This is a genomic window from Chryseotalea sanaruensis (assembly GCF_003990915.1).
In the GTDB taxonomy this organism is placed as follows: domain Bacteria; phylum Bacteroidota; class Bacteroidia; order Cytophagales; family Cyclobacteriaceae; genus Chryseotalea; species Chryseotalea sanaruensis.
The window spans coordinates 274676-299946 of record NZ_BHXQ01000001.1 but is presented as its reverse complement, the minus strand read 5'-3'; the positions used below and the strand labels follow the sequence as shown (position 1 = coordinate 299946).

The 25271-nt window shown below is 38.5% G+C and carries 19 protein-coding genes; 6 read left to right on the top strand and 13 right to left on the bottom strand.

What is annotated here, in order from left to right; genetic code table 11:
- The first annotated feature begins 4 nt into the window (after positions 1-4).
- Positions 5-2170 (top strand): glycoside hydrolase family 97 protein, encoded by a 2166-nt coding sequence (locus tag SanaruYs_RS01195; protein ID WP_127120684.1) that lies wholly within the window; start codon positions 5-7, stop codon positions 2168-2170.
- 32 nt (positions 2171-2202) lie between these two features.
- On the opposite strand, the gene SanaruYs_RS01190 is transcribed toward SanaruYs_RS01195, so the two are convergent.
- Genes SanaruYs_RS01190 through SanaruYs_RS01180 form a run of 3 tightly spaced genes read right to left on the bottom strand, consistent with a single transcriptional unit; the run spans position 2203 to position 4705 of the window.
- The gene (locus SanaruYs_RS01190; RefSeq protein WP_127120683.1) at positions 2203-3177 is read right to left on the bottom strand and encodes an MlaD family protein; all 975 of its coding nucleotides are present in this window, start codon (positions 3175-3177) and stop codon (positions 2203-2205) included.
- A 17-nt stretch (positions 3178-3194) separates the two neighbouring features.
- A complete protein-coding gene (locus tag SanaruYs_RS01185; RefSeq protein ID WP_127120682.1) occupies positions 3195-3935 on the bottom strand; it encodes an ABC transporter ATP-binding protein in 741 nt (246 codons plus the stop codon).
- A 5-nt stretch (positions 3936-3940) separates the two neighbouring features.
- A complete protein-coding gene (locus SanaruYs_RS01180) occupies positions 3941-4705 on the bottom strand; it encodes an MlaE family ABC transporter permease (protein ID WP_127120681.1) in 765 nt (254 codons plus the stop codon).
- Between the two features lie 160 nt (positions 4706-4865).
- On the opposite strand from SanaruYs_RS01180, the gene SanaruYs_RS01175 reads away from it, so the two are divergent.
- A complete protein-coding gene (locus tag SanaruYs_RS01175) occupies positions 4866-5942 on the top strand; it encodes an AI-2E family transporter (protein WP_127120680.1) in 1077 nt (358 codons plus the stop codon).
- Between the two features lie 57 nt (positions 5943-5999).
- On the opposite strand, the gene SanaruYs_RS01170 is transcribed toward SanaruYs_RS01175, so the two are convergent.
- From SanaruYs_RS01170 to SanaruYs_RS01155, 4 genes are all read right to left on the bottom strand, one after another.
- On the bottom strand, positions 6000-6617 hold the full coding sequence (locus SanaruYs_RS01170) for a hypothetical protein (RefSeq protein WP_127120679.1): 618 nt from the start codon (positions 6615-6617) through the stop codon (positions 6000-6002).
- Between the two features lie 5 nt (positions 6618-6622).
- Positions 6623-6925 carry a ribosome hibernation-promoting factor, HPF/YfiA family gene (hpf, locus tag SanaruYs_RS01165; protein WP_127120678.1) on the bottom strand — a complete coding sequence of 101 codons (303 nt, stop codon included), beginning with the start codon at positions 6923-6925 and terminating at the stop codon, positions 6623-6625.
- A gap of 148 nt (positions 6926-7073) precedes the next feature.
- Positions 7074-9758, bottom strand: coding sequence for an ATP-binding protein (locus tag SanaruYs_RS01160; RefSeq protein WP_127120677.1), 2685 nt, complete (start codon positions 9756-9758; stop codon positions 7074-7076).
- A gap of 53 nt (positions 9759-9811) precedes the next feature.
- The gene (locus tag SanaruYs_RS01155) at positions 9812-12580 is read right to left on the bottom strand and encodes a tetratricopeptide repeat protein (RefSeq protein ID WP_127120676.1); all 2769 of its coding nucleotides are present in this window, start codon (positions 12578-12580) and stop codon (positions 9812-9814) included.
- 135 nt (positions 12581-12715) lie between these two features.
- Here SanaruYs_RS01155 and SanaruYs_RS01150 point away from each other — a divergent pair, with 135 nt between their 5' ends.
- A complete protein-coding gene (locus tag SanaruYs_RS01150) occupies positions 12716-13468 on the top strand; it encodes a M15 family metallopeptidase (protein ID WP_127120675.1) in 753 nt (250 codons plus the stop codon).
- 96 nt (positions 13469-13564) lie between these two features.
- The gene (locus SanaruYs_RS01145) at positions 13565-14038 is read left to right on the top strand and encodes a hypothetical protein (protein ID WP_127120674.1); all 474 of its coding nucleotides are present in this window, start codon (positions 13565-13567) and stop codon (positions 14036-14038) included.
- Between the two features lie 43 nt (positions 14039-14081).
- Here SanaruYs_RS01145 and glpK read toward each other — a convergent pair whose 3' ends face one another.
- From glpK to SanaruYs_RS01115, 6 genes are all read right to left on the bottom strand, one after another.
- Positions 14082-15566 carry a glycerol kinase GlpK gene (gene glpK, locus SanaruYs_RS01140; RefSeq protein ID WP_127120673.1) on the bottom strand — a complete coding sequence of 495 codons (1485 nt, stop codon included), beginning with the start codon at positions 15564-15566 and terminating at the stop codon, positions 14082-14084.
- Between the two features lie 3 nt (positions 15567-15569).
- Complete coding sequence (gene glpD / locus SanaruYs_RS01135; RefSeq protein WP_127120672.1) at positions 15570-17213, bottom strand: glycerol-3-phosphate dehydrogenase; 1644 nt, start codon at positions 17211-17213, stop codon at positions 15570-15572.
- 49 nt (positions 17214-17262) lie between these two features.
- Positions 17263-17967 carry an MIP/aquaporin family protein gene (locus SanaruYs_RS01130; RefSeq protein WP_127120671.1) on the bottom strand — a complete coding sequence of 235 codons (705 nt, stop codon included), beginning with the start codon at positions 17965-17967 and terminating at the stop codon, positions 17263-17265.
- Between the two features lie 165 nt (positions 17968-18132).
- A complete protein-coding gene (locus SanaruYs_RS01125; protein WP_127120670.1) occupies positions 18133-20988 on the bottom strand; it encodes a DNA gyrase/topoisomerase IV subunit A in 2856 nt (951 codons plus the stop codon).
- A 66-nt stretch (positions 20989-21054) separates the two neighbouring features.
- Entirely contained in the window at positions 21055-22944 is a 1890-nt protein-coding gene (locus SanaruYs_RS01120; RefSeq protein WP_127120669.1) for a DNA topoisomerase IV subunit B, read from the bottom strand.
- A 225-nt stretch (positions 22945-23169) separates the two neighbouring features.
- Complete coding sequence (locus tag SanaruYs_RS01115) at positions 23170-23604, bottom strand: hypothetical protein (protein ID WP_127120668.1); 435 nt, start codon at positions 23602-23604, stop codon at positions 23170-23172.
- 76 nt (positions 23605-23680) lie between these two features.
- Between SanaruYs_RS01115 and SanaruYs_RS01110 the strand changes: the two genes are divergently transcribed.
- Together SanaruYs_RS01110 and SanaruYs_RS01105 are read left to right on the top strand one after the other, a co-directional pair.
- Positions 23681-24913 carry a sterol desaturase family protein gene (locus tag SanaruYs_RS01110; RefSeq protein ID WP_127120667.1) on the top strand — a complete coding sequence of 411 codons (1233 nt, stop codon included), beginning with the start codon at positions 23681-23683 and terminating at the stop codon, positions 24911-24913.
- On the top strand, positions 24888-25250 hold the full coding sequence (locus SanaruYs_RS01105) for a hypothetical protein (protein WP_127120666.1): 363 nt from the start codon (positions 24888-24890) through the stop codon (positions 25248-25250). Before SanaruYs_RS01110 ends, SanaruYs_RS01105 begins: the two co-directional genes overlap by 26 nt.
- Positions 25251-25271: the final 21 nt, after the last annotated feature.

Genomic DNA, 25271 nt, shown 5'->3' with positions numbered 1-25271 from the left:
GTACATGAAACCTATAACGTTTTTTATTTTGATAATGTTTGTAAGCCAATTCGTTTGCGCACAAACATTACAATCTCCGAATCAACAATTGAGTATGAGTTTCTCGCTCTCTACTGCTGGCGAGCCACTCTATCAATTAAGCTATAAAACAAAAACAATTATTAAACCAGGAAAGTTGGGTTTGTTACTCAATGATGCAGACCCACTCAATGCTAATTTCACTATTTCAAAAATAGATTCTTCAAAACACGATTCAACCTGGGAACCAGTTTGGGGAGAAGTAAAAAGTATCAGAAACAATTACAACGAGCTTACTGTTACGCTTTATCAGAAATCAACTAACAGAAGTATCCTTATTCGTTTCAGACTTTTCAATGATGGTTTGGGCTTCAGATATGAATTCCCCAAACAAGCCAATCTTCAGCACATGGTGGTAAAAGAGGAAGTAACTGAATTTGCTCTAGCAGGAGATCATAAAACATTCTGGATACCCGGTGACTATGAAACGAATGAATATGTTTACTCAACCTCAAAATTGAGCGAAATATCACCTACGATTCGTAGTGCATCTGCTGATGAAATCAGTACAAGAGCTGTAATACCTGATGGTGTACAAACACCATTGATGATGAAAACGGCTGATGGCCTTTACATCAACATACATGAAGCTGCTTTAGTAAACTACTCTGCTATGCACCTTGTGCTTAACAAACAAAACCTGACCTTAACTTCTCACCTGGTACCTGATGCAAGGGGTAACAAAGCTTACCTACAAACACCCTTCTCCACACCATGGCGAACCATTCTTGTTAGTGATAAAGCCGCGGACATTCTTACTTCGAAAACAATTCTCAACTTAAACGAACCTTCTAAGATCGAAACCACCGATTGGATTAAACCAACAAAGTATGTGGGTATCTGGTGGGAAATGCATGTGGGTACAGGAAGCTGGAATTATTCAGATGAATCTAATCTTAAACTTGATGGAACTGATTGGTCTAAATTAAAACCCAATGGAAGGCACGCAGCGAATACTACCAACACAAAACGTTATATCGATTTTGCAGCACAACATGGTTTTGATGGAGTACTGGTTGAAGGTTGGAATGTTGGTTGGGAAGATTGGTTTGGTCAATGGAAAGAAGAAGTATTTGATTTTACTACACCATATCCCGACTTTGATGTAAAAGCATTACACCAATATGCGGCTTCGAAAAATGTGAAGTTGATTATGCACCACGAAACTTCCGGTTCTGTAACCAACTACGAACGAAGAATGGATGCTGCCTTTACTTTTATGAAAGAGAATGGCTATGATGCAGTAAAAACAGGTTACGTAGGACGCATCATTCCGCGTGGGGAGTTTCATGACGGTCAGTGGATGGTTAACCACTTTAATCGTGTTGCTGCAAGAACAGCACAGTATAAAATCATGCTTGATGCCCACGAGCCTGTACGCCCCACTGGTTTACACCGCACCTACCCTAACTGGCTAGCTTCTGAAGCTGCCCGAGGAAATGAATTTAATGCGTGGAGTGTAGGCAACCCGCCTGAGCATGAAACCATTCTGCCTTTCACACGCTTAATGGGTGGTCCAATGGATTACACGCCTGGTATTTTTGAAATTAAGATGGATTACTATGTTGCACAGCGTCCATTCAATAATCAGTCTCCTAATGGCAATCAGGTACACACTACATTAGCCAAACAACTTGCTCTCTATGTTACCATGTACAGTCCGTTGCAAATGGCCGCTGACTTACCTGAGGCATATGAAAAACGAATGGATGCTTTCCAATTCATTAAAGATGTAGCGGTAGACTGGGATGATACTCAAATTCTTGAAGCCGAGCCTGGTGACTACATTACGATCGCCCGAAAAGCCAAAAACAAAAATGAATGGTTTATTGGAAGTATAAGCGATGAAAATAAACGAACTTCTTCTGCTTCATTAAACTTCCTTGATAGCAAAAAGAAATATGTAGCCACACTTTACATGGATGCTCCAACAGCACATTGGAAAGATAATCCAATGGCTTATGAGATTAAATCTTTTATTGTGGACAGCACAAGTACTCTAAAATTACCAATAGCCCCGGGTGGTGGCGCAGCCATTAGCTTAAAAGAGGCTAATGCTGCTGACTTAAAAAAGTTTAAGCGTTACAAATAAGTATTTCAAAATATAGTATAAAGCCAATCAGACTATTTCTGGTTGGCTTTATTTTTTTTCTCCTGTTTCCTAAAATAGGCGCGCGTTAAAAAGTTATGCTTTAGTGCCTCCATATTTTCGTTAAAACGAGCTGTCCCCTCTTCTACACTTAGCATGCTGCGTTTCAATCTGTTTACAAGGGTTGTATCGTATAGTAAAGTTGCTGCTGTGCCCTCTCCTTGTTTTGCATATTGCACTAACTCTTCTAAATCACTAGCGAGTTGTTGTGCGCTGCCACTCGTCTTTACAATATCATTTACAGCACTTTTTAATTGGGTAAATACAATAGTATCCGTAAGAATACTGCCTGCGAGTCCTTCTCCCCTTTTAACTTCTTTAATCAGATAGTTAGCCTCTTCAGTAAAAGCAACAGTATTCTTACTGGCTTCTCGTATCTCGCGCACAGCAAGCGTTAAATCTCTTGCAATAATAGTATCGGCTAGTAAAGTCCAAAGGCTATTATTACTATTCAGCTTCTCTGTTATACTCTTAAGATTTTGTGTAATTACCTCAATATTATCATTAGTGGTGTTTAGCGTTCTAAGCATTGCATCTGTCTCTATTGGTTTTAGTGATTGTATGACTGTGCCTGGTTCCAATAATGGCGCTGCTCCCGACTGAGAATTAATATTAATCAACTTATTGCCCATTAATCCGTCAGTGCCTATTGAGGCAATTACATTTTGTCGTAAGTATTTCCTTACGCTCTTATCCAGCAACATGGTTACTGCGATTGTTGAATCTGATTCAATTTCTATCGCCTTAACTGTTCCTACATCAATACCCGAAAACCTCACATTGTTGCCAACAGTCAGCCCATCTACGTTATAAAAACTTGCTTTAATGGTAAAAGAAGAACCAAACAGATTTCTATTGCTGCCAATCATGTAAAGTGAAAAAACCATGAATAGCAAACCTGCGAAAACAAATAAACCGAGCTTTGCATTGTTAATTGAATTAGATGCCATTTTTATAACATTTATTTTTAATCAAAAAATAATCGAATCTTTTCATCCATGCTGTTTTGTAATTCTTCAAAACTATCTTCAGCATAACAGCGTCCATCAATCAGCATAATAATACGATCGGCTGTTGTTTTTATACAACTCATATCGTGTGAAATAATAATGGAGGTTGTCTGATACTTTTGTTGTATGCTATTGATCAGTTCACTTATTTCACGTGAGGTTATAGGATCAAGGCCGGTAGTAGGTTCATCGTACAAAATGATATCAGGTTTTAGTATAAGAGTTCTTGCTAAGGCAATTCGTTTGCGCATCCCCCCTGATAATTCCGCTGGCATCATGTCAATGGTATGTGCCAACCCCACATTAGATAATGCCTCCATAACCCTTCCTTCAACAAACTCATGCGTCATTTCGTCTTTAATTCTGTGCCTGCGCAATGGAAACTCCAGGTTTTCTCTAACCGTCATTGAATCATATAATGCATTGCTCTGAAACAGAAAACCAACCCTTGATCTTAGTTCATCAAGACCCTCATGGTCAAGTGTAAGTACATCTGTATTCAGCAACTTAATATTACCTTTATCAGGTTCGTTTAAGCGAATGATGCATTTTATTAATACCGATTTTCCTGAACCAGATTTACCTAAAACAGCAATGTTTTCACCTCGCTTTACTTGCATAGTAAAATCCTTTAACACATGGTTATTGCCAAATGATTTATAAATATGAGATACATCTATAACTATTTGCTTTTCCATATCTATCAGGTAAGTCCTAACAAATCTGTAATCTGTACTGCGAGCAAATCAATAATAAAAACCAGTAGGGAGGCTACCACTACAGCTTCATTGGCAGAACGCCCCACGCCTTCGGTACCTTTTTTAGAGTAGTAGCCCTTAAAGCAACCGACAAGGCCAATGGCAAAGCCAAAGAAAAATGTTTTAATCAATGATGGCACTAAATCGCCAAAGCTCAGTACATCATACACCTGAATCCAATATAAACTCCAGCTAACGTTACCTCTTATGTTTACGCCCAGAAAGCTGCCATATAAAGAAATCGCATTGGAAAGATTAACCAATATGGGCAGCATTAAAGTAGCTGCAGCAATTCTTGTTACCACCAAATATTTAAATGGATTTGTGCCTGATACTTCCATGGCATCAATTTGTTCGGTAACCCGCATTGAACCGAGCTCTGCGCCCATACCGGAACCAATTTTACCAGCACAGATTAATGCAGTAATTACTGGTGATATTTCTCGTATTAAAGAAACAGACACCATTGAAGGCAACATGGCCTCTGCCCCAAATTCTACCAGTGTTGGTCTTGATTGAATAGTTAATACCAACCCCATAATAAAGGCAGTTATAGCAACCAAAGTAAGTGACTTATACCCTATCCAATAACATTGTCGCAAAAACTCCTTCCATTCATATCGTGGTTTTAATCCTTGCGAAAAGAAACGCATCGCGAACCGGGTTAATTCTCCTGTTTGCTCCAAAATACTTTTGCCAAAATCACTCATGACACTTTCGTTTCATTTAACTAAAGTTGCATGGAAGACATCATTAAAGTACTGATGGCACTTAGTTTAAAACATGATAATTATCAGCCATAAACCTGTTTATCATGATTAGCTTGGTTTTAGAATATTGTTAAATTGGAATCAACTAATCCATTTATAGATGAGTCACTATTTCAAAAGAGTCAATGACGGAATCAAAACACATAATAAGCAACTATTTATTTTACAATTTGTAGTGTATGGATCACTTGTTCTTTATTTTGGAAGGGACTTGTTCATTCCTGTCAGTTACGCAGTCCTGATTAGTTTTATACTTTTCCCATTTTGTCGCTGGTTAGAGCGAAAAGGACTCAGCAAAGGTATGGCCATTTTCATAGGATTACTTTTACTGTTATTACTTATCGTTAGTATTGCTCTATTAATGGCTTATCAGTTATCGCTTTTTATAAAAGAATGGCCGGCCATTCAAGTTAAGCTGCAAGCCTTAATTACAGAACTTAGTATTTTTACTGTTCAAAAATATGCTATAACAAAAGAGCAGCAGGACATTTGGATTCACGAAATTAGCAACGGATCAATTGGCTACATTTTTACATTTTTAAAGAATACACTTTCGGCATCGGTTCGTTCCAGCATAGTATTTATACTAATACCTGTTTATGCCGCGTTATTTCTCTATTACAGAAATCTTCTGATACAAGCCATTGCATATATTTTTCCAGGTGAGCGAAAAGAAGAAACAAAGCGAATACTTTATTTATCAGTTGATGCTTACTACAATTTCATTAAGGGAATGGCAATTGTTTACCTGATTGTGGGGCTCCTTAATAGCTTAGGTCTGCTTATGCTGGGGGTGCCACACGCCTTCTTTTTTGGATTCATTACATCAATTCTAACCTTTATTCCATATGTGGGGATCATCATTGGTTCGCTCCTACCCATAGGTATGGCATGGATTACATTTAATTCCATTTGGTATCCATTAGGTGTAGTTCTTGTCTTTGTTATAGTTCAATACCTTGAAGCAAATGTTATTTTTCCACTTGCGGTAAGTAATCGTTTAAGTATAAATCCACTAGCTACTATATTAGCGATTACACTAGGTGGTATATTTTGGGGAGTTTCTGGAATGATACTTTTTGTACCCTTTTTAGCTATTCTTAAATTGATTGCAGATAGACACCCTTCTATGCGTTTGCTCTCTTTATTGGCCAGTAATGAAACGATAAATCCCTGAAAACAGAATTTTGCTATTGGCAAATATCCGCTTTCAGGGATTATACTTTAATTTTTATTAATGTAGAGCCTTTTTCAACGACTTATACGTATCGTGTATCGTCTTCTTAGCCTTAATCCAAACATCTTCACCTTCTGCAATAGAATCCTCAGCACTATCAACGATTCTGTGTAAAGCCTTTGCTGAATCCTTAAAAAAATCTTGAACGCTATCCTTAACCTCAAACCTTTTTAAAGCAAACTTTAAATTCAAAATCTCAAGCTTTAATTTAAACTTTTCAAATTCGTTTATAAACTCATGCGACAACTGTTTGTTGCTCAACCATTCTTCAACTTCATTTTGTATGGTCTCAACCAGTGCTAACAATTTCGTTCGTTGTGCCTCAAATTCAATTAAGCCATTAGCTTCAGGCTTTTCAAGTACATTTTCTAATTGCTCAATGGCATCTTGAGTCTTTTTATTTACACCACTACCAGTAAAAGAAATCACCTGTAACTTAAGAGAAGCCATAGAAGCTTTAAAATCCTTCTTCAACTCTTCAAACTTATCTTTTGCTTCGGCTTTACCTAAAGCCAATTGAAGAATTAGATCATCAATCTCTTGTTGTGCAGCTAGAAGGTTTTCAGCAACTGAAACTAAAAACCTCTTTTCCGGTGAAGGTCCGGTTGTTTTCATCTCATTTAACGTTTTTCATACAACTTATCTTTGTGTTTTCTTAATTGACTTTCTAAATCCAATGCCACCTCATTCGCAGCTGCTTCAAAACTATCGGCAGTTTCCTTGGCGAAGAGTACATTACCAGGAACATAAAGTTTTGCCTCAACAAAGAACTTATCAATCAACCCCTTAGGTTCTTTTTTAATTACAATTTCACATTTATCAATTCTATCAAATAATCTCTCTAATTTCCTAAACTTCTGTTCAACGACTTCTTCTGTAGATGCTCTTAGATCTAATTTTGGAGACTCAATAATCAACTTCATAAAAATAATATTAAGGTTAAAAAAAGTATTTATCTGTTTTTTTTAGCAGTTACTTATCCTTTTGTGTGTAACTAAGATAGATTAAGTAAAGTTCAATGGACATGAGTTCAGTCTTTTTGAAGAATGATTTTAATCAGTAGCATTTTTTTCATTGCTTTTGATTGGGGATATCTATCTGAAAACCTGTACCCTTTGACAATTCACTTTCAACACGAATGTTTCCACCAAGCTTATCTACAGCTTTTTTAACAATATAAAGCCCAAGACCATTACCTTTAGAATCCAGACTTGCCCGATAGTACATATCAAAAATTCTTTCTTTATATGCTGGATCTATCCCTTGTCCATTGTCCTCGACCTGAAAGATAAAACGGTCTGCTTCCTGTCTTGCACTAATAGAAATAACCGCGTTATCATGCGCACAAAAGTTGATGGCATTCTCTAAAAGGTTTTCAATAATTATCTTCAACAGCGATGGATATGAAAATAATTCGTTTCTCTGAATATTAACATTAACCTGAATAGCTTTCTTATTAATATCTTGTTGGTAGCTGGTAATTATTGAATCAATAAATTCTTTAAAAAATACTTCTTTATAGGCCAATTGCTGTACGCCTACATCACTGATGGATTGAAGTTTCATCAGCATTTTATCCAGGTTAACGGCAGTCTCCTTTACCTTTTCAAAAAGGTGAATAGCATTGGGATCTTTAAGGGTTATTTTTGCCACTTCAGCCAATCCCATAAAGGTGGTTAAAGGCCTTCTGAAGTCGTGTGATGATCTGTAGAAAAAAGTATCCAGCTCCAAATAGGCTTGACGTAACTCTGCTGTTCTGTCAGCTACTTTTTTCTCTAAATTACTGTTGGCCAAAAAGATGGCTTCATTTGCTTCTCTTAACTCTTCGGACTGTGCCTCGATTTCGTCCTGTTTTTCTTGCAAATCATGATTAACGTCAATGAGTCTAGAATTGGATTCAATGAGTTCTTCTGCCTGTCGCTGAATCTCTTCCTGCTTTTCGCTGATTTGCGCATTTAATGCTTGAAGCTTATCGTTTGCTTTCTTTTTGTTTATGTAATATTTAAACAAGATAATCGTAACTGCTAGTAGCAATAAACCGGCAACGGCAGAAAAGATAAGTGCCCATGTCTGATTTTTTAGTTTAGATTCTTGCAACTCAATTTCATTTGCTTTAATCTGGTTCTCGCGGTTTAACAATTCGATCTGCTGTTCTTTTTTCTCCAAATCATAAAGTGCGTGAATCTGAGCAGCCTTCGAAATAGATTCGATAGTAAACAAGCTGTCATTAATTTGAATGTATTTGTTCAAGTACTCGCTTGACTTCAAAAAATTACCTTCTATCTTATATATCTTGCCTGCAAGTAAATAAGCACGCTTAAGTTCCAGCGGAAGACTAAGCGATTGACTATTTCTAATGGATGTTTGCACATAGGTAAGTGCATCATTCATGTCCCCCAATTTATACTTCAATTCTGCTATATTGTTAAGGGACGTGGTCAGTCTGCTTCTTGATTCTGTATCTTTAAAAATTGTTAATACCTGCTTATGTATAGTAAGCGCTCTTTGCAAATCGCCTTTCGCTTCATATATATACGCCATGTTTTCTAATGTTGAAGCCTCATAAACTGTAAGTCCAAGTTCTTTTCTGATTTGTAATGCAGAATCATAAAAAGATAAAGCTGAAGGAAAATCCTTAAGAGATGTTTTAAGGGAACCAAATACATTTTGGGCATATGCAACGCCAGCCTTATCCCCTACCTGTTTCATAAGCCTAAGTGACTTCTCTGCGTAATTTTCACTTTGCGCATAGTTCCCTTGATGGTAGAAACACCAGCTTATTAATCCATATGTCCTGGCCATTTCATGCTTACTTTCAAGACGTTCCTCTATTTCCAGGGTTTGGAAAAAATGTTTGTTGGCTTTTTCATAGTTGCCTAGTTGATCATAGATTGTTCCAATGCGTTTGAGGGTTATTGCTTCATAGCGTTTAAACTTGTGTTTATTTAAGCTCTCCAGCGCTTGTTCATACATACCAATAGCATCCAGAATTTTTCCCTGGGTGTTATGAAGCTCACCCATACTTACCCAATAAAAAATCTTAAGCTCAGTATCATTATAGCGTGAGGCAAGAGAATTTACTTTTTTAAGATAAAAATGAGCAGAATCAAAGTTTAACAAAGAGCTATGTGTCGTACCCATAAACTTCCAGGATTCTGCAATTAGTAACGAATCGTCTATCTGTAAACGAAGGGAAAGTGATTGGCGCAGATAATGCATAGCCTCGTTATAGTTACTGAGCTCATAGTTGAGCCATCCCAGGTTATGGTAGACAGATGAAAGCGCAATAGCCGCATCTTTTCCTTTCAGTAATTCCAACGATTTTTTATAAAAGAAATTAGCTGAATCGTACCCCCCTTGTACTCTGTACAAATTTCCAATTCGGGTAAGCGTATAGGCAGGGTAATCCCCGAAATTATTTTCTTTAGCAGCTGCTATTGCATCTTTGTAATATTGCTTTGCTATTTTGTAGTCACCATTAAAGTAATGGTACATACCAATATCTGTAAGACTTTTAACAAGTAGTTCCGAATCTTGTAATCTGCTGGCGATTGCGTACGCCTCTCTTGCATAATTGAGTGCTTCTTCAAAATTATAATCCCACGATTGAGCAGTCAATTGGTTTAATATGTCGGCTCTTTCTTTATCACTCGAACTTGCCTCAAGCTTACGTTTAAGATTTTCTATAGTGGGCTGGCCAGAAAGACTTATGCTCCATCCTGTAAGTAATAAAAATAAAAAATAGCGTGTAATCACAAGTCTCTTCAGAAAAAACTTAAGCTAAATAAAACCAATGAGATTATGAAGCCTTAATGCAAAATCGGTAATTCTACAGAGAACGTTGTCCCATCATTATTGCGGGTAATAAAACTAATATTGGCATTCAATTTTTCTACCGCCTTCTTTACAATATATAAACCCAGACCATTTCCTTTAGAGGATACACTAGCCCTAAAATACATATCAAAAATACGGCCATGGTAGTCTTCAGGTATCCCTTGCCCGTTATCCTGTATAGAGATTACCAGTTTGTCGGTATAATCCTCTACTAATATCTTAACAAAAGGATTAACAGGTGATGCAAAGTGAATTGCATTTTCAACAATGTTACCTAAAATCACATTTATAAGTGCCGGATAAGAATCAAAGGATCGGATATTGCTAAACTGTTTATGTACTTTGATGTTTTTTCTTGCCAATTCCTCTTGAAATCCTATAAGAATATTGTCAATCATTTCCTTCAACAACACCTCCTTTAAGACAAGTTCTTGTGCTCCCACATCACTTATCGATTGAAGTTTTCGAATCATCTTATCCAGACTCTCAGCAGTTTCCCTGACTTTATCAAATAACTCAATTGCCTTTGTGTCCTTTACTGTAATGCCCGCTACTTCTGCCAAGCCCATAAAGGTGGTAATAGGCCTTCTGAAATCATGTGATGATCTATAGAAAAAAGTATCCAGCTCCACATATGCCTGCTTTAGCTGATGTGTGCGCTCTTCCACTTTTTGCTCCAGTGTTACATTTATGTTTGATATTGTTTCGTTGGCCTCACGCAATTCTTCTGCCTGGGTAAGCACCTCCTCCTGTTTTTCATGGAGGGCCTCATTAAGTTTGAGCAAAGCATCATTAGATTCCCTTAGCTCTTCTGACTGAGCTTGTATTTCTTCCCGTTGCTCAAGTAGTTTGTTATTAAGTTCTACCAATGATTCGTTTGATTCGCGTAACTCTTCTGATTGCGCCATGAGTTCTTCATTTAACTCTGCTAAATCAACTTTTGCCTTGATGAGTTTTTTATTGGTACGAACTATAAAGAAGATGAAACCTGCTGCAAATAAAATTGCTACGACACCCACAGAAATAATAAAAGTCTGATTACGCAACCGGGCTTCTTGCAAAGCCAATGCATTAACTTGCAAAGCTCTTTCTTTGGAGAGCAGTTCTATTTCCTGCTCTTTGCGTTCCACCTGGTATAAAGCCTGCATTTCTGCAAGTTTCATACTGTTACTCTCTGAATATAAGCTGTCACTCAAGACTTGCTGTTTCTTTCTAAATATTGAAGCTGTTTTATGATCACCCTTCGCATCTGAATAATCTGCATAATTAGTGTAGAAGTTCTTTAGTAATAATCTTGAGCCTGTTTCGTTGGCAAGTATATTAACCTGTGCTAAAGCTTTTTCAGCATCAGCCAACTTGCCCAGTTTTAAATAAAGTGCTGCAAGCCCATTATAAGAAATTCCCAGACTCAATTTATCGCCTATAGTTTTGTCAATAGCAAGCGCTTCTAATTGTAATTCGAGGGCTTTGTCCAGCATGCCTAGGGTTTCGTAAGACAATCCCATATTATACAAGGAGGCAGCGATACCTGTTGGGTGATTTATTCTTTGACGTATAACAAGCGCTTTGCTATGTTCCTCAATTGACTCTTTGATTTTATTTTGAAGAAGAAAGATTAACCCCCGAACATTGTGACATGAAGCTACACCACGTTGATCGCTCATAGCCTCGTGTATTAACTGAGCTCTATCTGTATACTCAAGGGCTAACTGGAAATTAGATTGATCTTTATAAATCCAGGCAAGGTCATTATATAAGGCAGCAGTCATTGGTTTTAAACCATCTTTCTCTGTAATGCTTAGTGCCTTGTAAATAAAATCGGAGGCTAGCTTGTAATCTGATAACTGCCCATAAATCTCGCCAATCAGTGTATAAACCTGCACCCGTAAAAGGTGATAATCATAAACTTTGGTGAGTTCGAGTACTTTAAAACTTTCACTTAAAGCCAATTGAAATTTATTTTGCTTAAAATGAATAAGCGCATTCAGGTAGTAACACATACCTGTGTGAAATTGGTCTTCCTGGTTATTTATAAGTTCACAAAGCTTGTTTACATTAATAGTTGCTTGTTCAATGTCTCCCAGATTGACATAAACCTTGGCATAAATTAAGTACAAATCGATTTTTTCACCCTCTGATTCATTACTTCTGAGTTTCTCTGCTTTTTGAATGCTTCTAAGCGCTTCTTCATTTTGCCATTGGTACATCTTAAGATGTGCATAGCCCTTATAGATACCCGCTGCGTAACTACCACCTTTCGATTCTTCGAGCATTGCAAAGCCTCGTTGAAATATACTGTCAGCTGCATACAGTTCACCAATATCAGCCAATATCCTGCCCATCAACATCAGGTTGTAGAGAGTATATTCTCTTAGACCTTTCTTGCTTAAACTGTCTGATTTACTAAAAGCGTCAAGTGCTCTTTGGTATTCACCAAAAGTAAAATAGCCTACTCCACAAAGTGTATAGGCATATTGAAGCCCTGAGGGGTGCTCAATATTCAACGAAAGTTGTAATGCTTCTTCTGCGTACTTTAGAGCAATGCTGTCATTAAAATCATAGTATTTATACGCCAGGGCATTGAGAATATCAACTCTTTGTTTGTCACTGAGTTTAGTATCGAGGGCTGACTTCAGACTATCCTTAGAGATACTTTGCGCAAAAGCATGAGTAAAGTCGGTTAGAGCAAAAGCCACCAACAGTAAAACAGACAATAGCGCGCTATAGACTTTCGTTTTCAAGAGGAAATGGTGGCTTTAATTAAGTCAAAAAAATTCAAGTAAAAAACAAATTAATGCCATTTAATAGACTGATAATTAAATATCTATGAATTCACATCATTTTGTTATTTTTGAGGTCGAATACTAGTTTAAGCTTTGAGATCAACATTTCTAGGCCTCTTTTTCCTCTTCATTTTTAACACCTACGGGGTGGCACAGCACCCCTATCTCAATATTCTTGAAGACAGATCACTTCGCTTCGACACTACCTATTGGGTTAATGTAGCTAACCTATTGGCATTTGATACCCTACATGCCTGGCAGGAATGGCAAATAGCAGAGAACTATAATTTTGGTAAGAACAGAGGTGATCTGCAAATGATTACGGATCTTCAGGCTTTGCACCCCTACTTTCGTGATAAGGTCATTCAGCTTATTGAAAACTGTAAAAAGAAAGGGATTGAAGTGTCAGTAGTGGAGAGTTACCGAACCCGAGCTAAGCAGGCTGAATATTTTGGTATGGGAAAAAAATACACCCGATCAGCTGGAGGAAAATCTAAACATCAATATGGTCTGGCATGCGATTTGGTGCCTGTCGTAAATGGAAGTGCACAATGGGAGGATAAAGTACTTTGGAGAAAAGTTGGAGTTGAGGGTGAGAAACTTGGTTTAAGATGGGGTGGACGATGGAGAAATCCGTATGACCCTGCCCATTTTGAATGGACAGGTGGCTTAACCACTGTGCAACTTGCTGCAGGTTATTTCCCCAAACCTAAAGTACAAATCTATCCCTGCATTGATGAAGATATTAGAATACTAAGAAAATTCTGGGAAGCATGGGAAAATGAACAAGCTACCACTAGCCGTTTAAGTAAAATTAAAAGCTTAACAAGTTCGCTAAATCCCTGAAATACTAGGTTTTCTACCGTTCATAAATGCTTTGTTGTGCCAGCATGCGTGCAGTCTTAAACTGCGAATTGTTTTTTTCAACTAAACCTTAAAATTATGAGGACTTCACTACTATTTTCATGCTTGTTTTTTCTTTTAACAATTAACACGCAAGCACAAACTGATGTTGCTGTAACCGATGAAGAATTAGGCAAATATGCAACTGCTATGGATTCGGTAAATGAGCTTACTCTTGAACTAATGGATAGCATTACGTTAATGGTGAAGAATACTACCGTTGTAAATGCGGCACGATACAATGATTTATCTAAAATCGTTAATGACGAGAATAAATTAGCCGAGGCTAAAGCTACACCAGAAGAAATTGCTTTTGTTAAAAGTGTAGCCGATTACAAATCAAAAGGTACAAGTGAGATAAACGCTGCATTTCAAAGTCTGGCTAAAGACTATGTAGGCGCGGCTACTTTCAATAAAGTAAAAAAAGCGCTTGCTGCGGATGCTGAACTTAAAGGTAAATATGATAGCTTAATGGAAGAGCTTAAAAAAGATAATGTAAGAACTGTTGAATAATTTTATACAACGCTACACAGCATTGCATACATGCTGTGTAGCGTTAATCAATCCACTTCATCGTTCGCTGAACGGCTTTTTTCCAACCGTTATATAGCTTAGCTCTCTCTTCCTCTGGCATTGCCGGTGTAAAGCTTCTTTCGATTTTTCTATTGTTTGTAATCTGACTTTTCTTCCACAGTCCTGCTTCTATACCAGCTAAATAAGCTGCTCCGGTAGCAGTAGATTCAATCACGATTGGTCTTTCCACTGGGGTATTCAATATATCGGCCTGAAATTGCATCAACATATTATTGGCTGAAGCACCTCCATCTACGCGCAATGCCTTTAAAGGAATCCCAGAATCTTCTTCCATAGCAGTAAGCACATCTTTAGTTTGGTATGCCAGTGACTCAAGTGTGGCTTTTACTATATGATCTTTACCAGTATCTCGGGTAAGACCAAAGATGGCTCCACGTGCATACATATCCCAATAAGGCGCACCAAGCCCAGCGAAAGCAGGTACCACATACACTTCGTTAGGCCCTAATGCTTTTGAGGCAAAGTATTCGGAATCTTTTGATTGATCGATTAAGTGTAAACCATCACGTAGCCACTGCACTGCAGCACCGGCAATAAATACACTTCCTTCTAAAGCATATTCAACTTCTCCATCCAAGGACCAGGCAATAGTGGTAAGTAAACCGTGTTTGGAAAGCTGCAAAGTTGATCCTGTATTCATCAGCATAAAGCAACCGGTTCCATAGGTGTTTTTGGCCATGCCAGGCTCAAAACAAGCCTGACCAAATAGTGCTGCCTGCTGATCTCCCGCTATCCCACAAATATTAATACTTACGCCATTCACGTTGGTACTACCATATGTATGGGCAGAGGGTTTTACCTCAGGTAACATTGTGCTGGGGATATCTAAAGCCTTCAAAAGCTTCTCATCCCATTGCAGGGTTTTAATATTATAGAGCATTGTTCGCGAAGCATTGGTAATATCTGTTGCATGTACCTTACCAGCTGTCATATTCCAAAGTAACCAGGTATCAATGGTACCAAATATCAACTCACCCCTACTCGCCTTCTCCTTCGCACCAGCTACATGATCTAAAATCCACCTTACTTTAGTAGCTGAAAAATAAGAGTCAATTACAAGTCCGGTGTTCTGGCGAACATAATCTTCAAGCCCCTGTTGCTTTAACTCTTCACATATATAAGCTGTACGCTTGTCTTGCCATACTATAGCATTATAGACAGGTATACCTGTATTCCGATCCCACACAACAGCTGTCTCGCGTTGATTGGTAATACCAAGGGCTACAATTTCTTTCTCTGAAATACCCTGCTCATTGATCAATTGACTCAGTACGCTCAGTTGTGTTTTAAGTATCTCCTGAGGGTCATGTTCAACCCAACCTGATTGGGGAAATATTTGTGCAAATTCTTTCTGCGCAATTCCTTTTATTTCTCCCTGCTCATCAAATAAAACTGCACGTGAACTTGTTGTACCCTGATCAAGGGCGATAATATATTTTGCGGCCATAGTCTAGTGAAAGTGGTTTGCGTCTGCGATCAGTTTATTGAGGGATGCTGTCTCTTGCTCAAATTCTTCGGTATTCCAGTTAAATTGATCTTTCAAATAAGTAAGTACCCAGTCTTTGTATTGAAGTACCCTGTCCATATCAAAAAATAACATACCTGTTCTTCTTACAAAAAAATCGCTGGCACTGATTACCAGTTCATGTTGTATCGTAAAATCGAGTTCTGCCTGTAATAAACTTTGTTCACTGTTTTTACCCTGATTAATTATGTGTTTGGTATTTTTTAAAATCTCATCACTTTGTTTCCCATAAAGGTGCACACAGTAGTCAGCATAATAAGGCGATAAATTAATTTGTTGAAAATCTTTGCGCATTGTTCTCAGATACAATCTCAACTTTCTCATGCTTTTGAAATCTGCTCCTGTCAGTTTAAGTTGCTCTGTTTGACAAGGCTTTAATTTACGATCAGCAAAATATTTCTTCTGCAATAGATCAACAACACGTTCAGCCATTTTACGATAACCCGTAAGCTTTCCTCCCGCTATGGATAATAATCCAGAAGCTGCCTCAAATATTTCATCTTTCCGAGATAATTCTGAAGCAGATTTACCTTCTTCATGAATAAGCGGCCTTAACCCTGCCCAACTTGATTCCACATCGCGCTCGCTCAACATTACATTGGGGAAACTTTCATTTACCGCATTCAGCAAATAATCCACATCTGCTTTGGTAACGCCAACAGCATCTATGTCTGCATTATAGTCTGTATCTGTTGTACCAATATAAGTTGTTCTGCCACGAGGGATGGCAAAAATCATTCTTCCATCAGCAACATCAAAGTATACAGCCTGCTTTATCGGAAAGCGTTGATAGGCTACAACAATGTGAACTCCTTTTGTGAGGTGCAACGTCTTACCCTGTTTTGATCCATCGAGCGTCCGTAATGTATCTACCCAGGGGCCCGTAGCATTTACAACTACCTTGGCCTTAATACTTAGCGTAGCGTTGGTATGCAAATCATTAACCTGAACACCCTCAACCCTACCATCTGTATAGATAAAATTTTCAACCTGTGCATATGTTAACAATATAGCACCATGCTGATGGGCAGTTTTGGCTATTTCAATCGTGAGTCGTGCATCATCAGTTCTGTATTCTGCATATAAGCCCCCTCCTTTTACACCGTCTTTTTTCAACAATGGCTCTGCCCTTAGCGTTTGTTTACGTGTCAGCATTCTTCTTCTGTCTGCTTGTTTCACACCTGCCAGCCAATCGTATAACCATAAGCCAAAAGAAGTTAACAAACTGCCAAAGCCTCTGCCTTCGCGCAAGGGAAGCAACATTTTTTCAGGCAGCACAAGATGTGGAGCAAGTCTGTGAACAACTGCGCGTTCACTCCCTACTTCTTTTACCAGCGCGAATTCAAATTGTTTCAAATACCGCAAACCTCCATGAATCAGTTTGGTAGAGCGACTGCTGGTACCGTAAGCAAAGTCATTTTTCTCTACCAGCACCGTTTTTAAACCGCGTGAAGCCGCGTCTAAAGCTATTCCAACACCTGTTATGCCACCACCAATAATTAACAAGTCAAAATTTTCACTTTGTGCCTGCTTTAATATTGAATTACGTTGATGTAGGGAGAATGACATTATGATGATAAGTTAATAGATATTCATCAACAATCATCACAGATAAGGTTTAGAAAAGCATTTGATAGACACCTGCACCCAATAGACCTCCAATTATAGGCCCTACAACCGGTATCCAGGCATACGACCAATCGGATGAGCCTTTTCCATAAATGGGTAGAATGAAATGAGCTATGCGTGGCCCAAGGTCGCGTGCGGGGTTAATGGCAAAGCCTGTAGTTCCTCCAAGGCTTAAGCCAATTGAAATAATTAATAAACCCACAACCAGTGGATTGAGTCCTTCTGTAAAAGCATTAGCGCCTATAAACAATAATGCCAATACCAAAACCGCTGTGGCTAATACTTCATTAAACAAATTGCTAAGTGGGGAACGAATAGCAGGCGCGGTACAAAACACAGCCAGTTTAACTTCAGCACTATTGGTTTTTTGCCAGAATGGAAAGTAAAAAAGCCAAACCAACACAGCACCGCTAAAGGCTCCCAGTAATTGAGCTAGGCAATAGGCAGGCACTTCTTGCCACGGGAAACTTCCCTGAAAAGCTAAAGCAATACTCACTGCTGGATTAAGATGTGCACCACTATGCGGACCAACAGCATAAATAGCTAAAGTAACAGCTAAGCCCCAACCAATAACAATGGTAAGCCATCCTGCATTTTCAGACTTTGTGTGTTTAAGAATAACAGCGGCCACTACACCATCACCTAATAAAATCAGTAATAGTGTGCCAAAAAACTCTGCCTGGTATGGGTTCATGCTATTCAGTTTAGGATACTAAATATGCATGTAAAGCAAAAGACAAGCAAGTAACTTGCTTGTCTTTTATAGTAGGATTTTAAAACTTCCACTCTGTAGACTCCCCTACACCAAATGCTTTATCGTCATTATCGTCCTTCTCATCAGACTGAGAAGTGCGATTGTCTAGCGTTTCTTCGGTTTCGGTTTGGCCTTTGTTTTCACTTTGGCTTTCACGATTTTCTTCGAACTCTTCTTCTGGACTTTCTTTGGTTTTGCTTTTGTTGCTTTCACCGAATAGGTCTTTTTGCTCGACTTTGATTTTTTTGATGGGCTCACCTTTTTGCTGGTGGCTTGGCGCTTGCTCGCGGCCTTCGCCACTTTCTTGCTTGGGCGCGCCACCGAAGAGGCTGACTTGCCCGTCTTCTTCGATGATGGTGCTTGCTTCAGGTTCTGTTTTTTTTTTGACGACTGATCTTCTTCAGTAGTCTCATCATCCTCTTGCGGAGCAACTTCCTCGGGTTCTTCTAACAGAGAAACCTTAGTTACTTTGTACTGCGATAACTTGTTGCCAATTGCTTTCCAGCCCTTAACGTCAACGATATCTTCCAGATTCACCACATGGCTCACCTTCCCTTTATCCTTATTTTTAATCTCTTCTACTTCAATTTCTGGTGTTTCAGAAGTAGAAATCAATACCAGGCGAGAGCCAATGCCTTCAGAGATAAATCCAAACTCTTTATCTGCAGTGCTGGTTTCAATCACAAATCGTTTCGCCATGTATTGCTTGCTCTCACCATCTACATAAACTGCTGAGATAACTTTCTTAGGATTGAATTTCTCCAGGTGCAATGTCTTCTCCGGTTCGTATCGGTTGGTCAGATCGTAGTTAGTAATCTTGTAAGAACCATTGCGCATGAAGGCAATGATTTGATCATCACCATCAAACTTACCTATATACTTACCACGCTCATCTTTATTGATACGACCTGATGCTTCATCGTACCACAGGTTTAGTTTACTCAACGTAGATCCGCCAGCTTTTAAGAAGTCAACTCTTCTGATCGGATACTTGGTGATGGTATTACCTTTAACAGCACGCCCCTTCACTTCCAAATCTGAAAAATCATATTCAAATATTTTTTTACGTGCTGTGCTCGCCTGAGATAACTTCACTTCAACTGTTTCAGCTTCACCATTTGGATTACCACTTACATAGTGAATCTTAGAGTTTTTCTCATCTGTTGCAATAGGATACTCCTTATCGCGTGTTACACCTGGTATGGAAAAACGTTTCGCGAAACTTACTCCTGTTTTACCATCAGTATAGATTACGTTGTAAACCATCCTGTCGTCTCCCTTTTTCCAAATACCTACATAGAGGATGTCTTTACCCATGAAGACTTTTTCCTGGATTCGGGAAACTTTTGCTTTACCATCTTTACGCACGACTATAATGTCGTCCAACTCAGAGCAATCGCATATATATTCGTCTTTCTTTAAGCCCCAGCCGATAAATCCGTCATCTCTATTTACATACAACTTCTGGTTATTGGCAATTACTTCAACTGCTGTTACTGACTGGAAGCTCTTTATCTCGGTTTTGCGTTCACGGCCTTTACCATACTTATCTAATAAGTTTTGGTAGTAGGCAATGGCATAATCCGTTAAATGCTTTAAATGATTCAGTGTTTGCTTCAACTCCTTTTCCAGATCCTTTAATAAATCATCTGCCTTGAAGGAGTCGAATTTAGAAATACGCTTAATCTTAATCTCTGTTAAACGAAGGATATCGTCTCTGGTAATTTCGCGATAGAATTGTTTTTTGTAAGGTTTTAAACCTTTATCAATTGTTGTGATTACTTCTTCAAAAGTTTCGCACTCTTCAATGTTGCGATAGATGCGTTTTTCAATGAAAATTTTCTCCAATGAAGAGAAGAGGATTTTCTCCATCAACTCATCACGTCTGATCTGCAATTCCTGTTTCAGCAATTGAACAGTTTGATGCGTATTATACTTGAGGATTTCATTAACCGGCAAGAAAGTCGGCTTATCCTCAATGATCACACAAGCATTAGGTGAAATTGAAATCTCGCAATCGGTGAAAGCATATAAGGCATCAATAGACACCTCAGGTGATTGACCCGCCTGTAAGTGAATTTGTATCTCTACATCTTGTGCTGTATTATCAACTACTTGTTTAACCTTAATCTGACCTTTTTCACTTGCCTTGACAATTGACTCCATGATGGAGGTTGTGGTCGTAGCGAAAGGAATTTCTTTGATCACCAGCGTTTTCTTATCCAGGATTTCAATCTTGGCACGAACCTTAATTTTACCTCCGCGCAAGCCTTGATTATATTCCGAAAAATCGGCAATACCACCCGTTGGAAAATCAGGGTAAATTTTGGGTTTCTTCTCTTTTAAAATATCAATAGAGGCCTTGATCAACTCTACAAAATTGTGCGGAAGAATTTTAGTTGAAAGACCTACGGCAATACCTTCAACACCTTGTGCCAATAAAAGCGGAAACTTAACCGGAAGGGTTACAGGCTCTCTTTTACGACCATCGTAAGACAATTGCCATGCAGTAGTCTGTGCGTTGTAAACTACGTCCAAAGCAAATTTTGAAAGTCTGGCTTCAATATAACGTGGTGCCGCTGCGCCATCACCGGTTCGCACATCTCCCCAGTTACCCTGGGTTTCTATCAGTATATCTTTCTGACCAATATTAACAATGGCCTCTCCTATTGCGGCATCACCATGTGGGTGATATTGCATGGTGTTACCAATAACGTTCGCCACTTTATTAAAGCGTCCGTCATCCATCTCTTTAAGCGAGTGCATAATTCTTCGCTGCACTGGCTTAAGGCCATCTTCAATGCGGGGCACAGCACGTTCAAGAATTACGTACGAGGCATAATCCAAAAACCAGTTTTGATACAGACCGTCCACCCCAATAGAAAGATTAATACCATCAGCTTGGTCCGCTGCGGAGTTAACAACTGGTGTGATATTCTTAATTTCCTTTTTCTTGCTCATAACAGATCGTTGTGAGTTGATCGTTGTCTGTTATTAGTTTAGTGACTAACAACTAACAACCAACAACTAAGATTCTTCTACAATTTCCTCTTCTTTGGTATTTTCTACTTTATCGAGCTCTATGCGCAGGTTTCCAATAATGAATTCCTGGCGGTTAGGTGTATTCTTACCCATGTAAAACTCAAGTACTTTCTGTAAGTGACTGTCTTTATGAAGTAGAACGGGTTGTAATCGTATATTCTCACCAATGAATTTACCAAACTCATCAGGTGAAATTTCTCCCAAACCCTTGAAGCGTGTGATCTCAGGCTTACTACCCAGTTTCTTCACGGCTGCTTGCTTTTCTTCTTCACTGTAACAGTAAATGGTTTCTTTTTTATTTCGTACCCGGAAAAGTGGTGTTTCAAGAATGAAAACGTGACCAGCCTTTACTAAATCAGGGAAGAACTGAAGGAAGAAAGTCATCAGCAACAAGCGAATGTGCATACCATCCACATCGGCATCGGTAGCAATAATCACTTTGTCGTAACGTAAACCATCCATGCCATCTTCTATATTCAAAGCATGTTGTAAGAGATTGAATTCTTCATTCTCATATACTACTTTTTTAGTGAGCCCGTAGCAATTCAATGGCTTACCACGCAAACTAAATACAGCCTGGATTTCTACATTGCGTGACTTGGTAATAGAACCACTGGCTGAGTCACCCTCAGTAATGAAAATCATCGAGTCTTGTCCTTTCTCGTGCTTTTCATCCAAATGGAAACGGCAGTCTCTTAACTTTCTGTTGTGCAAATTGGCTTTTTTCGCTCTTTCGTTCGCCAACTTCTTAATACCTGCAATTTCTTTACGCTCACGTTCTGATTGCATGATACGCTTGAGTAGCGCTTCTGCAATTATCGGGTTTTTATGCAGGTAGATTTCCAGTTCTTTGGAAACAAATTCCCCTACAAAATTCTTAATCGTAACGCCACCCTCAGGTGAAGTACTGATTGAACCTAACTTAGTTTTTGTCTGTGATTCAAAAACGGGTTCCTGTACTCGTATCGCAATAGCGCCAATGATAGAGGCACGAATATCTGCCGCATCAAAATCTTTCTTATAATAATCACGAACAGCTTTTACTACACCTTCGCGGAATGCTGCTAAGTGTGTACCACCCTGTGTTGTATTTTGACCGTTAACAAATGAATAGTATTCTTCACCATATTGGTTACCATGGGTCAAGGCCACTTCAATGTCGTTACCTTTAAAATGAATGATGGGGTAACGTAATTCTTCAGGTTCTGTCTTTTGTCTTAATAAATCAAGCAAGCCTTCCTTCGAAAAGAACTTATTGCCGTTGTAGTTGATAACCAAACCTGCATTTAGGAAAGCGTAGTTCCACATCAAATCATCCAGGTACTCAGGAATAAAGTGATAGTTTTTAAACATAGCATTGTCAGGTTCGAAAACCACCAATGTTCCGTTCTTTTCATCAGACTTACCTGGTTTTGGATCGGCTGTTAATACACCTTTCTTAAATTCTGCCAGCTTGGTTTGTCCATCGCGAAAAGCCTGTACCTTAAAGTAGTTGGATAAAGCATTAACAGCTTTTGTACCCACACCATTTAAACCAACAGATTTCTGAAAAGCACCTGAATCGTACTTTGCACCAGTATTAATTTTGGAAACTACATCCACTACTTTACCCAGCGGTATGCCTCGTCCATAATCTCTAACAGTTACTTTAGAGTCTGTAATGGTTATATCGATGTTTTTACCGTATCCCATCATGTGTTCATCGATACAGTTGTCGACAACCTCTTTTACCAACACATAAATACCATCGTCTTTGGCAGAACCATCGCCCAATTTACCGATATACATACCGGGTCTTAGGCGAATGTGTTCACGCCAGTCAAGCGATTTTATGCTCGACTCGTTGTATTCAAATACATCCGGAGTTTTAGCCATAGAAAAGAATAAGGTTAAAAAAATATGCTACTGCTAGCAAAGCGCGAATTTATAGTATTTATCGCACTGAGAAAGTATTGAAAAAAAAGTCTTTGTCAATTAGTGTCAATAATTAACCATGAATAAAGACCTGAACCTTTATTATGATAACAATAAACAGTCTAAAATTCTGAACTAACAGCGGGGTAAATTTTAGGTAAACAACTGATTAATAGGAGTTTTCAGCTAAGCAGCTTGTAAGCGCTTACGGACAAACCAATACAAAAGCCCACCCACAATCCACGAAAAGACTAAAATTAAAGATCCGTAAATTATGAAGCCGATTTGTCCAAAACGGAAGTCCTCGTTACTGTTAAAAAGGCTGATAAAGCTCAGCGCAATGACTAAAAAGAAGTTAATTACAGCAATAAAGCCGTAAAACCAGGCCTGAAATTCATCCGATTTCTTGGCAAAATTTCTAACGATGTATACCGTTACATTTACAAAAGCCAACAAGGCCATAGTGACATAGAAAAAGTTATCTCTCGAAAGGCTGATAAAATTTACTTCCCCCTGACCGATAACCACAGTTTCAGGCCAGGCTGCATATTGGTATAATAGGACGAAAAGCACAACCAGAACTGATAAGAACCAAACAGAACGAAATATTTTTACTGCCATGTGCGGGTTATTGAGGCGCAAAAATGAAAATAAATACTGTATTTTAACAACTCAATTAGAAAATGGTTTTTAAGTCATGGATATCAACCCAATAGTACTGTCCATTCCTATCTTTTTTGTACTGATAGGCATAGAGTTGGTGGTAGAAAGAATCACCAATAAAGACTTTTATAGACTGCCGGATGCCATTGCCAATTTAAGTTGCGGTATCACTTCGCAACTATCGGGGCTTTTTCTAAAAATATTAGCTGTTGGTGTTTACCAAATCCTTTTTGAAAACTTTGCTTTTTTTACACTAGAACGCACCTGGATATATTGGTTAGCACTTGTCTTGCTGGTTGACCTCGCCTACTATTGGGCGCATCGGATGAGTCATGAAGTGAATTTGTTCTGGGGTGGTCATGTGGTACATCACCAAAGTGAAGACTATAATTTATCTGTGGCGTTGCGTCAAAGTTCTTTGCAGGTTGTCTGGACTTTTGCTTTTAGTTTACCCATTGCTTTTATAGGTTTCAATACAACTGACTTTGTGCTTATCTCAGCTTTAAACACGCTGTATCAATTCTGGATTCACACTGAAGCCATTAAGAAGTTGCCTAGATGGATAGAATTCATCTTTAATACACCTTCACATCACCGGGTACACCATGGTAGAAATCCGAAGTACATTGATAAGAACCATGCAGGTTCGTTAATTATCTGGGATAGAATGTTTGGCACTTTTCAGGAAGAAGAAGAGCATCCTACCTATGGTATTACCAAACCTATTAATAGCTGGAATCCCGTGTTTGCTAATTTCAGTCATTATGTAGACATGAGTCGTGACCTTAAAATGATTCCGAAGTGGTCTGACAAGATACGATACATTTTTAGCAAACCAGGTTGGCTGCCAAGTTACTTAGGCGGACAACGTGCTGTACCTGAAGTTGATGAAAAAACGTATAAGAAATATGACACACCAGCCCCTATGGTTTTAAATGTGTATGTTTTATTTCAATATGTTTTATGCTTGGGTGGAACAGCACTATTCCTGTTTCAGCAGACTACATTTAGCATGCCTGAGAAAATCTTTATCTCAACCTTGATTACCATTACCGTAGTAAATTGCGGTGTATTATTTGAGAAAAAACCATGGGCATATTATGTTGAATGGTTCCGTATCATCTCTTACCCTTTGCTACTCATTGTGCTCACCTATCAATCAACCGCTCCATATTGGCTTTATCTTATCGCGGCAGCCTATATGATTATATCAGTGCTTTGGTTTAAAACAATTTTTAAAAATGAAAAAGTTCTACGTACTGCTTAGTTTGCTTTTGTTGATGGCCTGCAGTAAGTCAACTCCCCAGTTAGAAAACATTGATACAGAACTTTGGAAAATTGATCGCAATGCCTGCACTGGCAAGCGTAAAGAAATGCTCGCATCATTAGAAGGACAACAGGAGAAATTGCTCGCATTAAAAGAAACGCAGATAATTACTTTATTAGGCAGACCCGACAATAATGAACTGTATGAACGCAATCAGAAGTTCTATTATTACTACATAACACCCGCCCCTGCTTGCGAAAACGCTGATTCTATATCAGTTCAACTTGAAATCAGATTTAATGCACTGGGTTATTCCAAGGAGATCTACATCAAATAAGCGCATTTTTAATCATTGTAT

What these genes read in the sequence shown, in the direction of transcription:
- SanaruYs_RS01195 (WP_127120684.1), top strand. Translation starts at nt 5, where the DNA reads ATGAAACCTATAACGTTTTTTATTTTGATAATGTTTGTAAGCCAATTC.
- SanaruYs_RS01190 (WP_127120683.1), bottom strand. Translation starts at nt 3,177, where the DNA reads ATGGCATCTAATTCAATTAACAATGCAAAGCTCGGTTTATTTGTTTTC.
- SanaruYs_RS01185 (WP_127120682.1), bottom strand. Translation starts at nt 3,935, where the DNA reads ATGGAAAAGCAAATAGTTATAGATGTATCTCATATTTATAAATCATTT.
- SanaruYs_RS01180 (WP_127120681.1), bottom strand. Translation starts at nt 4,705, where the DNA reads ATGAGTGATTTTGGCAAAAGTATTTTGGAGCAAACAGGAGAATTAACC.
- SanaruYs_RS01175 (WP_127120680.1), top strand. Translation starts at nt 4,866, where the DNA reads ATGAGTCACTATTTCAAAAGAGTCAATGACGGAATCAAAACACATAAT.
- SanaruYs_RS01170 (WP_127120679.1), bottom strand. Translation starts at nt 6,617, where the DNA reads ATGAAAACAACCGGACCTTCACCGGAAAAGAGGTTTTTAGTTTCAGTT.
- hpf (WP_127120678.1), bottom strand. Translation starts at nt 6,925, where the DNA reads ATGAAGTTGATTATTGAGTCTCCAAAATTAGATCTAAGAGCATCTACA.
- SanaruYs_RS01145 (WP_127120674.1), top strand. Translation starts at nt 13,565, where the DNA reads ATGAGGACTTCACTACTATTTTCATGCTTGTTTTTTCTTTTAACAATT.
- glpK (WP_127120673.1), bottom strand. Translation starts at nt 15,566, where the DNA reads ATGGCCGCAAAATATATTATCGCCCTTGATCAGGGTACAACAAGTTCA.
- glpD (WP_127120672.1), bottom strand. Translation starts at nt 17,213, where the DNA reads ATGTCATTCTCCCTACATCAACGTAATTCAATATTAAAGCAGGCACAA.
- SanaruYs_RS01130 (WP_127120671.1), bottom strand. Translation starts at nt 17,967, where the DNA reads ATGAACCCATACCAGGCAGAGTTTTTTGGCACACTATTACTGATTTTA.
- SanaruYs_RS01125 (WP_127120670.1), bottom strand. Translation starts at nt 20,988, where the DNA reads ATGAGCAAGAAAAAGGAAATTAAGAATATCACACCAGTTGTTAACTCC.
- SanaruYs_RS01120 (WP_127120669.1), bottom strand. Translation starts at nt 22,944, where the DNA reads ATGGCTAAAACTCCGGATGTATTTGAATACAACGAGTCGAGCATAAAA.
- SanaruYs_RS01115 (WP_127120668.1), bottom strand. Translation starts at nt 23,604, where the DNA reads ATGGCAGTAAAAATATTTCGTTCTGTTTGGTTCTTATCAGTTCTGGTT.
- SanaruYs_RS01110 (WP_127120667.1), top strand. Translation starts at nt 23,681, where the DNA reads ATGGATATCAACCCAATAGTACTGTCCATTCCTATCTTTTTTGTACTG.
- SanaruYs_RS01105 (WP_127120666.1), top strand. Translation starts at nt 24,888, where the DNA reads ATGAAAAAGTTCTACGTACTGCTTAGTTTGCTTTTGTTGATGGCCTGC.